Here is a 12238-nt window from a genome sequence, read left to right as displayed (position 1 = left end):
GGCCGCTGTCTACGCTCGACGGCCGTGATCGCGGCGATTTCTGCCGCTTGCAATCCGGCAACAGCCGCGCGCAAACCGGAACCCGGAACGATGTCATCTCGCGACAGCCGAACATCCCTGCTATGTCTTGGCGGTCGCTTGCGCCTTCCGCGCGGCTGCGACACATCATCGAGCGTCGAAGACCCTGGCCGAAGGCGTCGGGACGGTGAAGGGAATGTGAGCAGCGTGATGCGTGATCGTCGGTGGGCTTGCGTCGGACGGCCAACATGGCTCGCAGTGCTGTTGGGCACCGTCGCCTGCTTCGCCTCCAGTGTCGGATCATCGGCGGCATCGGCAGCCGATTGCCCCGGACATCCCAACGCGCTCGGCACGTCGCGCGTCCTGGTGGTCGATCCGCGCGAGCATCCGCGCATCGGCGCGATGCAGTACAAGGAGACGCTGCCGCTGAAAGATCACGAGGTCGTCATCACCTTCGACGACGGCCCGCTGCCGAAATACAGCAATCAGGTGCTGCAGATCCTTGCCGATCAATGCGTCAAGGCGACGTTCTTCACCATCGGCCGCCAGGCCAAGGCCGATCCCGAGGGCGTGAGGAAGCTTGCGGCCGCCGGCCACACCATCGGCACCCACAGCCAGAACCATCCGCTGAGCTTCAACAAGATGACGCTCGACCAGGTCAAGCCCGAGGTCGACCAGGGGATCGCCTGGACGACCGCGGCGCTCACCGATCCGTCGGCGCTGTCGCCATTCTTCCGCGTGCCCGGCCTGCTGCGCGGCGACGCCGTGGAGAGCTACGCCGCCTCGCTCGGCCTGCAGGTCTGGAGCGCCGATTTCCTCGCCGACGACTGGCGCAACATCTCCGGCGCCAAGGTCTATGAGCTCGCGATGAAGCGGCTGGAGGCGCGCGGCAAGGGCATCCTGCTGCTGCACGACATCCATGCGCGCACCGCCACGGCGCTGCCGAAGATCCTCGCCGAGCTCAGGGCCAAGAACTACCGCATCGTCCACGTCGTGGCGGCGACACCGGACCGGCCGGCGACGCCGACCGAGCCCGAGGACTGGCTGGTGCACCGCCCGTCGGACGAGACCCCGGTGGCGCATTGGCCCAAGATCGCGCCCGTCGATCTCGCTGGCGCCGATACGGGGGCCCGCGCCAGGCTGGACGATTTCGGGATTCTCAACGTGCCGGCGGCCGTCGCGCGTGTCGCGCAGAAGCCGGCATGGCCGCGTCCGCCGCTCGCGCGGGGGCTTGCGGCGCCGGCCTTGGCAGCGCCGGCGTCCGATCTGTTCGCATGGCCGCCTGTCGCGCCGCTGTCGGCGCAGCGGCGCCAGCTGGCCCGGCTCGAGAGTCCGGCCCCGAAGGCTGTGGCCGCCAAGCCGGCGCCGCGCCCGGTGCGCCTCGCCAGCCTCAGGCGGCGCTGAACATTCGCAGATGTTGCAGGTGAGGACGCGGGACAATTCGCCTGCGCCGCGCGCGATCAGTTCGAGACCAGCTTGCTGACGCAGAGGATGACGGTGGCCGCCAGGAAGAACAGGTCCATGTAGGACTTCTTCTCGCCGTCCTTGCGCAGCGATCCGACGTCGGACACCACCTGCCTAGAGACCACCTGCCCCACCGGCCCGTCGCCCAGCATGCCGGCCAGACGGCGAACGTCCGACTCCATCTTCTCGATCCGTCCGAAGAAGTGGAAGGTGCGCACCACCGTGACGGCGCGCATGCCGGCATAGATCAGCACCACCAGCGCCAGGACGGCGCGGTTCTGGTACTTCTCGACGTAGTTCAGGCTGAGATAGACGGCCGCGAGAAATACGAAATTCGAGATGAAGCGGTACATGAGGCCCGTGAAGTTCATCTGCTCCCCCACATGATGTTCGGATCACTGGCCGACGACAGAACTCACGAAACGCGTTTCGCCCCCGCGTCCTGGTCCAACCGGCGTCACCCTAGGAGAGCGGGCTTGCGAATTCGTGAAGTGGAAATTTTGCAGCGCCAGAACGGCCCAGAACAGCCACGCTTGGTAAACAAGGGACTGCCCGGCGGGCGCCGCTGCAGCCTGCAATTGCAGGGCTGCAACGGCGCTCGCAGCTATGCGCCGAAACGCGCCGGCGCGCAGGCGGCGACGTCGACGCTCGGCGCTTCGCCGCTCATCAGCTCGGCGAGGATGCGTCCCGTCGCAGGCCCCAGCGTGAAGCCCTGGTGGCCGTGGCCGAAATGCAGCCACATGCCCTTGTGACGCGCCGCCTGGCCGACGACCGGCAGCATGTCGGGCATGCACGGCCGCGTGCCGATCCACGGCTCGGGCTCGACCGGCTTGCCGAGATCGATGAGCTGGCGCGCGGCAGCCTCGGCCTTGCCGAGCTGAACCGGGGTCGATTTCGCATTCGGGGATGACAGCTCGGCACCGGTCGTGATGCGCACGCCGAGCGCCATCGGGTTCATCAGATAGCCGCGCGCCGCATCGCGCAGCGGCAAATCGAGCGGCGCGCCGCCGGTGTAGTGACGGTGATAGCCGCGCTTGCGCACCATCGGGATGTCGTAGCCGAACCGCGTCAGGAACTCCGGCGACCACGGCCCGAGCGCGACCACCACGGCCTCGGCCTCGATGCGTCCCTCCGCGGTGGTGACGGCCCAGCCGCTGCCCGCCTGCGCCAGCGTGGTCGCATCGCCGCGCAGCAGCTTGCCGCCGCGGCGCGTGAACAGCTCGGCATAGGAGGCGACCAGGCTGCCGGGATCCGACACGGTCCACGGCTCCTGCCAGTGCAGGCCGCCGATGCCGCTGTCGATCAGCGCGGGCTCGGCCTGCTTGAGCTGCTGGGCGCTGAGCAGCTTGAACTTGACGCCGAACGCCTTGCCGACGGCTTCGGCCTCCCTCGCCTCCTTGTCGAACTGCGCCTGCGTCCGGTGCAGCACGCGAAAGCCGTCGCGGCGCACGAGGTTGCCGGCCCCGGCCGCGAGGATCAGCGGCTCGTGCTCGGGCGCGGCGCGCGCGATCAGTTGCGCATAGGTGCGCGTCAGCACCTCGTGGCGCGCCGGGAACGAATTCCACCAGTATTGCAGCAGCGGCCGCACGTGATAGGGCAGCGCCGCGAGGCTGTAGTGCACGTCGTTGGTGCGCGCGAGCGCGATGTCGAGCACGCCGGCGATATCATAGGGCATCGCGTAGGGCCTGACGGCCTCGCTCTGGATGATGCCGGCATTGCCGTAGCTGGTCTCGCGTCCAGGCTCCCTGCGGTCGACCAGCGCCACTGACCAGCCACGGCTCTGCAGGTGCAGCGCCGTGCCGACGCCGACCATGCCGCCACCGAGAACGATCGCGCTTTGCATCATCATCACTCCTGCTTAGGTCCGCGCCGCCGCGACGACGGTGACCTCGATCTTCACATCCGCGATCATCTGCGCCTGCACCGTGGTGCGGACCGGCATCGGGTCCTTGAAGTGCCTGCGATAGGCCTCGTTGTAGGCGGCGAAATCCGCCTTGTCGGCGAGGTGCACCATGCAGGACACGATATCGTCGAGCGTCAGCCCCTCGCCGGCCAGCGTTTCCGCGATGTGCTTGAAGACGAGGTCGGTCTGCGCCGCGATGCCCTCGGGGATGCTGCCGTCATCGGCGACCGGAATCTCGCCGGACAGGAACACCAGGCCGCCGGCGCGGCGCACCAGCGAGAACGGCCATGAGGGGGCGTCGGACATCGTTAGTCGCTCCAAGATGTAGTGATCATGAGTGCCGCCTCAATCCCACGCCAAGAAGCCGGGCGTCTGCGCCAGCGGCGGCAGCGACGCGAGCCTTTCGAGATCGGGCCGGGGACGGCGCAGCTCGGCATCGTCGGCGAACGCGGCCTCCAGCGCCGCGGCAACGCCGAGCACCAGCGCGTCGCCGCCGCGGGGACCGACGATCTGCAGGCCGAACGGCAGGCCGTTGTCGTCGAGGCCGAGCGGCAGGCTCAGCGCGGGATGTCCGGCGAGGGTCACCGCGTAGGCGAGCGCCAACCAGTGGAAGTACGACCGCGTCGGCACGCCGTCGATCTCCGCCGGATACAGCTCCGCCCACGGCCGCGGGCTCAAGGTGATGGTCGGGCTGATCAGCACGTCGTGGCGTGCGAAGAAGCCCTGATAGGCGCGATAGATGCGGGTCTGGTTGGCGCTCGCACGCGAAAAATCCTCGAGGCTGTAGCCGAGCCCCTCCTCGACATTGGCGCGCACGTTCGGCCCGAGCATGTCGGGCCGCTCGCGAAAATTCTTGCCGTGCTGGGTGAGGAACAGCGAGGCGCGCAGCACCGCAAAGGTCTCGTCGGCGCCGCTGCAATCCGGTGCGCCTTCCTGCGCGTCGGCAAACAGCGGCGCGATGCGCGACACCCGCGCGCGGAAGGCGCGGCGGATCAGTTGTTCGGTCGGCGCAAAGCCGAAATCCTCGGTGAAGGCGAGCCTGAGCTTGTTGAGTTCGACCGCCGGCGGCACGGCCCAGCGCGATGGCGCGCCGCGCACGGCCTCGCCCGGCAGGGTGTAGGCGAGCGGATCGCGCGCATCGTCGCTCGCCATCACCGACAGCATCAGCGCGGTGTCGGCGACATCGCGCGCCATCGGCCCGTCGGTCGACAGGCACGACCAGCCATGGGCGCGCTTCTCGCTGGCGACGAGGCCGTAGGAGGGGCGCATGCCGACGATGCCGGAAAAGCCGGCCGGATTGCGCAAGCTGCCGCCAGTGTCTGACCCCGAGGCGAGCGGGGCCATGCCGCAGGCGAGCGCGACCGCCGAGCCGCCGGAGGAGCCGGCGGCCGAGCGCGCGGGATCGAACGGGTTGCCGGTGGCGCCGAACACGGGATTGCGGGTGTTGCCGCCCGCCGCCCATTCCGGCGTGTTGGTCTTGCCGAAGATGATTGCGCCGGCGGCGCGCAGCCGGCCCACCGAGGCCTGGTCGACGGCCGGGACGTTGTCGGCCAGGATCGGGCTGCCATAGGTGGAGCGCATCCCGGCGGTGTCCTGGGTATCCTTGATCAGCACCGGCAGGCCGTGCAGCGCCCCCCGGTCCTCGCCCCTCACGATCTCGGCCTCGGCGACCTTGGCTGTAGCGCGGGCGGCCGGCTCGTCCAGGGTCACCACCGCGTTGACGGCCGGGTTCACCGCCGCAATCCGCTCCAGGCACGAGTCGAGCAGCGCGACCGGCGAGATCGCCTTTGTTTTCAGCAGCTTGACCAGCTCGACGGCGGTCTTGTCGCAAATCGATTCCACGGGGCTTCTCTTTTCCGTTTCGGAAAACTATTTAGCATATAGGAAATCGAATGCACGACCCGAAAACGCATTGTTCCACCGCTGTCCACGCATGACCTTCGGACATTGGAGCACCCGATTGAATTTCCTGCTCTATGGGCCGAGATTGTCCGGGCTGCTCGGCTCTCGACACGCCTGATCCGCTAATGGATTTTCCGGAGATCGCTTTGACAGACACCGCCATCAGCGCGTCGACCGAAGGCCCCCACTCCCAGCTCGGCCAGTGCCTGAAGGCGGCCCGGCAGGCGCGCGGCCTGACCCTGAAGCAGGTCGCCGAAAAGACCGGCATGGCGCTGTCGACCTTGTCCAAGGTCGAGAACGGCCTGATGTCGCTGACCTATGACAAGCTGCTGCAGCTCACCTCGGGCCTGCAGATGGACATCGCCGAGCTATTCAGCCCGACGACGCCGCGCCCCGAGGCGGGTCGCCCGGTGACCGCCCGCCGCAGCGTCAGCCGCGCCGGCCAGGGCCAGATCGTCAACACCAGGTTCTACACCTACACCTATCAATGCACCGACCTGATCGGAAAGCGCATGGTGCCGATGATCGCCGAGGTGCGCGCCCGCACGCTCGACGAGTTCGGCCCCCTGCTCCGCCACAGCGGCGAGGAATACTTCCTGGTCACCCGCGGCACCATCGCCGTCCACACCGAGTTCTACGCGCCGGAGATCCTGCACGAAGGCGACGGCATGTATCTCGACAGCACCATGGGCCACGCCTACCTCAACGCCGGCGATGCCGACTCCGCGCAGGGCGTGTGTCTCTGCACCAGTGAGCAGGCCGATCTGTTCGAGCAGCTGCACCGGATTGCGAAGAAGGATGCGGTGGAGTGAGGTGAAGCCTCCGGCGTAACCCAGCGCACTCGCTGGGGCCCACAACTGAAAGTGCCCTCAGCAGCAGAGCGACTTCCGCAAGCTCACGACAGACGGCTGATGCTTCTCCACTCCCACCGAGCAGCGGAGGTGCGAAAGACCACAGCTACTAAGCCGGTCGGCACCGGCTCGTTCGCGGGACCTGTCATTGGGTCCAAACGATCGCGAGTGGCTCACGAGCCTGCCAGAAACCGTTCGCACCACAACCGGTGCGCCGATCTCTTTCCACAAGCGACTGATGCGCGCCTTGTCAGCGCCCGGCTCGACATCGACCCGCACGTAGAACGCGCCCGTCTCGTCTCTCGATATACCGACGGACTCGACCTCCGAAGCGCTGCAATCATCCGATGGACGACTGTCTCAAGCCCAAGTCCCGACCCGACGGGCGACTCGGCCCTTGCCTCCCCACGCCCTGGGCCCCCAATCATGGGCCAAGGTCGATGCGCGGAGATTCTCATTTCACGAGACGCCTCAAGCACATCACACCTGTCCAGTCCGTCCGGCGAAAATATTCCGCTTTCTCATTTTCAGAAATCATGATTGAGTGCAGCCGTCCCGCCCCGGCACGAGGGGCGTATCGCGATCGTCACGGCACGCGGGGTGGGATGCGGTGGGCGCAGCGGTTCGCAGCATGACGAAGGTCATGCGGACGAACGAAGCCGTTGCGCCGGCGAAATCGTAGGGTCCTGGCCTCCCGATGCTGAGGCCAAGCTCGCGACAATGCTTTCGCGTTGCGCGGGTGACGGGGGCAAGACAGCCGGTCCCCGGGGAGAGGACGTATAAGCCGGAAAACCATCGCGCGGGGAATGCCGGGATGGCTCGGCTGAACCTGTGGTTCCTGCCGCCTGCATTCTTGTTCGCAGGCGGGCCATGGGTGCGGCCAGCACCCGGCATTCCCCGCGCCCTCGTCGTCGAGAGGGCGAAACGACCGGCACAGCTCGGGCGCCCTGCGCGCCGCGAGGCGGAAAGGACTTGCCCGGACGGCGCTGTCGATCGGGGCGAACACGGGATCGCTCACCGCATGATCGCTGAGGGCTCACGTCGCCTTCCTGCCGGCCAGGGCCGAGACGATCGCCTCCGACAATTGGCCGAGCCGGAACGGCTTGGCGAGCAGCCTGCTCGTCGCGCGGAAATCTTCCGGCACCAGCGAGGGGTCGGCGAAGCCGGACATGAAGACGATCGGCAGCTCCGGCCATCGGCGGCGCACCTCGCGCGCCAGGTCGATGCCGGTCATGGCATCCGGCAGCAGAATGTCGGTCAGCAGCAGCGCGAACGGGTCCGGCCGGTCCAGCGCGGCGATCGCGGCTGCCGCATGGGTGACGACGACCGGGCTGTAGCCCATCGACGTCAGCATGGTCGATGCCATCGCGCCGACCAGCGGATTGTCCTCGACCACCAGGATCCGCTCGCCGGTCTGCGGCCGCGCCAGCCGCGCCGCGCCGGCGCGCGCGCGGCCCGTGGCGCCCGGCCCCGCGCTCGGCAGATACAGCGTGACGCAGGTGCCTTCCGCCACCCGGCTGTCGATCAGCACCGTGCCGCCCGATTGCCGCGCAAAGCCATAGACCATGCTGAGGCCGAGGCCGCTGCCCTTGCCGAATTCCTTGGTGGTGAAAAACGGCTCGAAGGCGCGGCGCGCGATCTCGGGCGGCATGCCGGCCCCCAGGTCCGACACCGCGATCGTCACGTAGTCGCCGGGCATGATGCGCTCGTCGCCGTCGTCGAGCGGCTGGTCGAGCACGGCATTCGTCGTCGCGATCGTCAGGCGCCCGCCGCCGTCCATCGCGTCCCGCGCATTGAGCGCCAAATTGAGCAGCGCGTTCTGCAATTGCGTCGGATCGATCAGGCAGTGCCACAGCATCGGGTCCTGCGCCAATTCGATCTCGATGTTCTCGCCGAGCGTCCGCTGCAGGATGGTCGTCATGCCGTTGACGAGCTGGTTCACGTCGGTGACCTGCGGCTGCAGCGCCTGCTTGCGGGCGAAGGCGAGCAGCCGGCGGTTGAGATCGGCGACCCGCTCCGCCGCCTCGATCGCCCGCTCGACCATGCTGCGACGGGAGCTTTCGCCGGGCGTGAGCGCGTCGAGCAGCAGATCGAGATTGCCGAGCGTCGCCGCCAGCATGTTGTTGGAGTCGTGCGCGATGCCTCCCGCCAACTGGCCGATGGCCTCCATCTTCTGCGCCTGACGCAGTTCGTCCTCGATGCGCTTGCGCTCGGTGATGTCGACCGACAGCACGAAATAGCCGCGCACCGTGCCATCCTGGCTGCGATCCGGCACGCGAATGGTCTCGCACCAGCGTTCACGGCCGTCGGGAAACGCGATCTTCTCCTCACCGCCCGCGGTTCGGCCGGCCAGCGCGGCCTCGATCTTCGGCCTCACCTCGTCTCGCCGCGCGGGGTCGATGTAGTCGTCGATCCGCCGGCTGCGACCGACCCCGCTGGACGGCTGCGCATACCATTCGCGCGCGACGCGGTTGGCATAGCGGATGTCACCATCGGCGCCGACCTGGACGATCAGCGCGGGCACGTTCTCCGTGACCAGCAGATGCTGCTCGAAACTGTCGCGCAGCGCCTGCTCGGAGGCCGCGCGCAGCCGCCATTGCCGCGCCAGGACGAGGCCGAATCCGGCGATCAGCAGATTGAGGCCGGCGGCGATGGCGCTGTAGTACAGCGCATTGTTCTTCCAGCCGGCCAGATACTCGACCGGGTCGCGCGCCACGGTCACCACCAGCGGCAGGCCGGCGACGCGCCGATAGCTGATGCTCCGCGACGTCCCGTCCGTCATGCCGCTGCCCTCGAAGCTGCCGTGAGGCGCCTGCGGGAGATAGAGGCTAAACAGGCGATTGGACCCGACGTTGCGGCCGGCGAAATCGTCGGCATGCGGCGAGCGCAGCAGGATCGTGCCGTCGTCGCGATAGAGCGTCACCGTTCCGCGCTGCCCCACGTTCAGCGACAGGAAGAACTGCCGCAGATTCTCGTAGTCCACCGCCACGACGATCACGCCGGCAAATCGTCCGTCCGGCATCATCAAGGCGCGGCTGACCGCGATGAACCGACCCCTGTCCACGCGCGAGGCCACCGGCACGTCGATGAAGAGACCGCGGTCGGGGTCATCGCGCTGGACCTTGTAATAGGCCCGATCGGCGAAATTGTTCTCACGGCCGGGAACTCCGTTGCCGGCGCTGTCGCCGAGCAGATTGCCGTCCGCATCCAGCACGACGATGCCGCCCGCGGCGGGGTACGGCACCACCCTGCGCTTCAACTCGTCGATCAGGGCCGGATTGCCGGCGGTGAGCAGCGATGGGTCCTGCTTGAGACTGTCGATCGTCGTGTTCAAGAGCACGTCGACGCCCTGGATGTTGCGCAACATGTATTCTTCGAGCGCACGGGCGAGATCTCCGTTGGCGGCCTCGGTGGTCCGATAGGTCTCCCGATAGTTGACGGAAAGCATGTGGGCCACGAAGGCATCACACAGCAGCGCCAGCACGAGGCCACTCAGCACGATGATCCACGGAGTCCAGCGCCGGTCCATCCAGGAGCCGGACGCGAACCTCGTCCAGGCGTCGACGATGCCTTCCTGCCGCGGACCGCGCCGATGGTCGGCTCTCGCTTTGATCTGGTCCGGCATGGCGTCGAATTCAGGAGGTCGTCGGGCGGTTTGATTGTGAATCGATCGGCGCAGGGGGCATCGGCGAAGGTCCGGATTGTGCCGAATTCCGCGTCTCCGGGCGCGTCGCGATCCATATCGCGGGCGCTCGATAGCACGGTTTGCCGGGGCGTGTCATCGGCACCCGCCAAGTGCTGCGGCGGTCGCGGAGGGGCTCGAGGCGTCAAGACGCGATCAAAGCTGGTGCTCGAACGCCTCGCGCTCGGCGCGGCTCAGATGCAGGCCATGCTTGGTGCGCCGGTCGAGGACGTCGGCGGCCGTGACGGCCCACTCCTGCTCGCGCAGGAAAACGAGCTCGCGCTCATAGAACGAGGCACCGAAATGGCGGCCGAGATCGCCGACGTTGCGGGACGCTCCGAGCAGATCGCGCGCACGGGTGCCGTAGAGCCGCGCATAGTGCGCCACTACATCGCGCGGCAATCCCGGATAGGCGCCTGCGAGATCGGCGAGGAACTGATCGAACGGCACGCCGAAATCGCCGCCCGGAAGACGCGCGCCCGCCGTCCATGCCGGCGCCATCTGCGGAAACCACGGCGCGAGACGTTCCATTGCCTGCTCGGCGAGCCGGCGAAACGTCGTGATCTTGCCGCCGAAGATCGACAGCAACGGCGGCTGTCCGGGCGCACCATGCATCTCGAACACGTAGTCGCGCGTCACCGCCGACGGATTGTCGGCGTTGTCATCGTAGAGCGGCCGCACCCCGGAGAAGGCGTGAATGATATCCCCCTTGCCCGGCGCGGCCCGGAAATAGCGCTTGAGCACGGCGAGCAGATAGTCGATCTCGGCACCATCGACAGCGACGTCGTCTGCGCGGCCGTCATGCACGATGTCGGTGGTCCCGATCAGCGCCAGATCGGTTTCATAGGGATTGACGAAGATCACGCGGCGGTCGGTGTTCTGCAGCAGATAGGCCTGCGATCCGCTCCAGAATTTTGGCACCACGAGATGGCTGCCCTTCACGAGCCGCACATTGTGCGCGGAGTTGAGCCCGGCGACACCCTGCACCACGTCCTGCACCCAGGGACCAGCGGCATTCACCAGCGCCTTCGTTCGGACGATCTGAACCTCGCCGTCTTCGGAGCGCATCTCCAGACGCCAGGCATCGCCCTCACGCCGTGCACTCACGGCGCGGGTGCGCGGCAGGATGATGGCTCCCTTTTGCGCGGCATCGACGAGATTGAGGATCACCAGCCGGGCATCGTCGACCCAGCAGTCCGAATATTCGAAGCCGCGCCGGAACTCGGGGCGCAGCGGCGCGCCCTCCGGCTCGTGCGCGAGATCGACGTTGCGGCTCGCCGGCAGCTGCTTGCGGCCGCCGAGATGGTCGTAGAGGAACAGCCCTGTGCGCACCAGCCAGGCGGGACGCTGCTCCGGCGAGTGCGGCAGCACGAAGCGCATCGGCCAGATGATGTGAGGCGCCGAGGCCAACAGCACCTCGCGCTCGATCAGCGCTTCGCGCACCAGGCGGAATTCGTAGTACTCCAGATAGCGCAAGCCGCCATGGATCAGCTTGCCCGATCGCGACGAGGTGCCTTGCGCAAAATCGTCCTTCTCGCACAGCAGCACCTTCAGGCCGCGGCCGGCGGCATCTCGGGCGATACCAGCGCCATTGATGCCGCCGCCGATCACGGCGAGGTCCAACAGACCGTGATCGGTTCCGCTGCGTGAGACCGTCGCATTCATCGCTTGCTGCTGCGCTTCTTCTCTGGCTTGCTGCGCGCAGCGGCACGCGCCTTCGTCGCAGCCTTGGCCGGCTTTGCCGCTTTCGCCTTCGGCTCCTGCAGACCATAGGTCGAAAAGCCCTGCGCTGTCTCGGCGATCTCGGCGTCACCCAGTATGTGCGGCTGGCCGAGGGCGAGCGACAGGTAGTACTGCTTCGCGATGGTCTCGAGCTCGACCGCAAGCCACATCGCCTTGTCGAGATTGGCGCCGACCGCGATCATGCCGTGATTGGCCAGCAGGCAGCCGTTGCGGCCTTCCAGCGCCTCCAGCGCAAGCTCGGACAATTCGGCCGTGCCGAACCGCGCATAGCCGGCGCAGCGGATGTCGGTGCCGCCGAACGCCGCCATCATGTAGTGGCAGGCCGGGATCGGCTTGCGCGCGATGGCGAGCACGGTGGCATAGGTGGAATGCGTGTGAACGACGCCGCCGACATCCGGACGGCCGCGCATGATGTCGAGATGAAAGCGCCATTCCGTCGAGGGCTTCAACGGCCCCTCCCAGGAACCGTATTCACCCTCGAGCGGCATCGAGGCGATCATCTCCGGCTTCATCGAGTCATAGGGCGTCGCCGAGGGCGTGATCAGCATGCGGTCCTTGTAGCGGGCGGAAATGTTGCCCGAAGTGCCCTGGTTCAGCCCCGACGCATTCATCCATCGGCATTTGGCGATGATGTTCTCGCGGATCAGCCGTTCCTCGCGATTCATGTCGAAAACC

Annotated in this window: 9 protein-coding genes; 2 read left to right on the top strand and 7 right to left on the bottom strand. The window is 67.4% G+C overall.

The window, feature by feature from the left end:
- Window positions 1-228 precede the first annotated feature (228 nt).
- Window positions 229-1422, top strand: a complete 1194-nt coding sequence (locus QX041_RS09335) for a polysaccharide deacetylase family protein (RefSeq protein ID WP_316165096.1) — start codon at window positions 229-231, stop codon at window positions 1420-1422.
- 56 nt (window positions 1423-1478) lie between these two features.
- Here QX041_RS09335 and QX041_RS09330 read toward each other — a convergent pair whose 3' ends face one another.
- From QX041_RS09330 to QX041_RS09315, 4 genes are all read right to left on the bottom strand, one after another.
- A complete protein-coding gene (locus QX041_RS09330; RefSeq protein ID WP_316165095.1) occupies window positions 1479-1853 on the bottom strand; it encodes a hypothetical protein in 375 nt (124 codons plus the stop codon).
- A 233-nt stretch (window positions 1854-2086) separates the two neighbouring features.
- Window positions 2087-3325, bottom strand: a complete 1239-nt coding sequence (locus tag QX041_RS09325) for an FAD-binding oxidoreductase (protein WP_315827301.1) — start codon at window positions 3323-3325, stop codon at window positions 2087-2089.
- A 15-nt stretch (window positions 3326-3340) separates the two neighbouring features.
- Window positions 3341-3691: a RidA family protein gene (locus QX041_RS09320; RefSeq protein WP_315753009.1), complete on the bottom strand. Its 351-nt coding sequence runs from the start codon at window positions 3689-3691 to the stop codon at window positions 3341-3343.
- 39 nt (window positions 3692-3730) lie between these two features.
- Window positions 3731-5227 (bottom strand): amidase, encoded by a 1497-nt coding sequence (locus QX041_RS09315; RefSeq protein WP_315827280.1) that lies wholly within the window; start codon window positions 5225-5227, stop codon window positions 3731-3733.
- 206 nt (window positions 5228-5433) lie between these two features.
- Here QX041_RS09315 and QX041_RS09310 point away from each other — a divergent pair, with 206 nt between their 5' ends.
- A complete protein-coding gene (locus QX041_RS09310) occupies window positions 5434-6099 on the top strand; it encodes an XRE family transcriptional regulator (RefSeq protein WP_315827281.1) in 666 nt (221 codons plus the stop codon).
- A 1075-nt stretch (window positions 6100-7174) separates the two neighbouring features.
- Here the strand turns inward: QX041_RS09310 and QX041_RS09305 are convergent.
- From QX041_RS09305 to QX041_RS09295, 3 genes are all read right to left on the bottom strand, one after another.
- On the bottom strand, window positions 7175-9763 hold the full coding sequence (locus QX041_RS09305; RefSeq protein ID WP_316165094.1) for an ATP-binding protein: 2589 nt from the start codon (window positions 9761-9763) through the stop codon (window positions 7175-7177).
- Between the two features lie 213 nt (window positions 9764-9976).
- Window positions 9977-11485 (bottom strand): glycerol-3-phosphate dehydrogenase, encoded by a 1509-nt coding sequence (locus tag QX041_RS09300; RefSeq protein ID WP_315827283.1) that lies wholly within the window; start codon window positions 11483-11485, stop codon window positions 9977-9979.
- Window positions 11482-12228: a class II aldolase/adducin family protein gene (locus QX041_RS09295; RefSeq protein WP_315827284.1), complete on the bottom strand. Its 747-nt coding sequence runs from the start codon at window positions 12226-12228 to the stop codon at window positions 11482-11484. Before QX041_RS09295 ends, QX041_RS09300 begins: the two co-directional genes overlap by 4 nt.
- Window positions 12229-12238 lie beyond the last annotated feature (10 nt).

Source organism: Bradyrhizobium sp. SZCCHNRI2009 (genome assembly GCF_032485115.1).
GTDB lineage: Bacteria > Pseudomonadota > Alphaproteobacteria > Rhizobiales > Xanthobacteraceae > Bradyrhizobium.
Note: the sequence above shows the minus strand (reverse complement) of the source record. Positions and strands in the feature narration are given on the sequence as shown.

Bases quoted from the DNA above. Each gene is read 5' to 3' on its own strand.
- QX041_RS09295 (WP_315827284.1), bottom strand. From the start codon at position 12,228: ATGAATCGCGAGGAACGGCTGATCCGCGAGAACATCATCGCCAAATGC.
- QX041_RS09335 (WP_316165096.1), top strand. From the start codon at position 229: ATGCGTGATCGTCGGTGGGCTTGCGTCGGACGGCCAACATGGCTCGCA.
- QX041_RS09320 (WP_315753009.1), bottom strand. From the start codon at position 3,691: ATGTCCGACGCCCCCTCATGGCCGTTCTCGCTGGTGCGCCGCGCCGGC.
- QX041_RS09330 (WP_316165095.1), bottom strand. From the start codon at position 1,853: ATGAACTTCACGGGCCTCATGTACCGCTTCATCTCGAATTTCGTATTT.
- QX041_RS09305 (WP_316165094.1), bottom strand. From the start codon at position 9,763: ATGCCGGACCAGATCAAAGCGAGAGCCGACCATCGGCGCGGTCCGCGG.
- QX041_RS09300 (WP_315827283.1), bottom strand. From the start codon at position 11,485: ATGAATGCGACGGTCTCACGCAGCGGAACCGATCACGGTCTGTTGGAC.
- QX041_RS09325 (WP_315827301.1), bottom strand. From the start codon at position 3,325: ATGCAAAGCGCGATCGTTCTCGGTGGCGGCATGGTCGGCGTCGGCACG.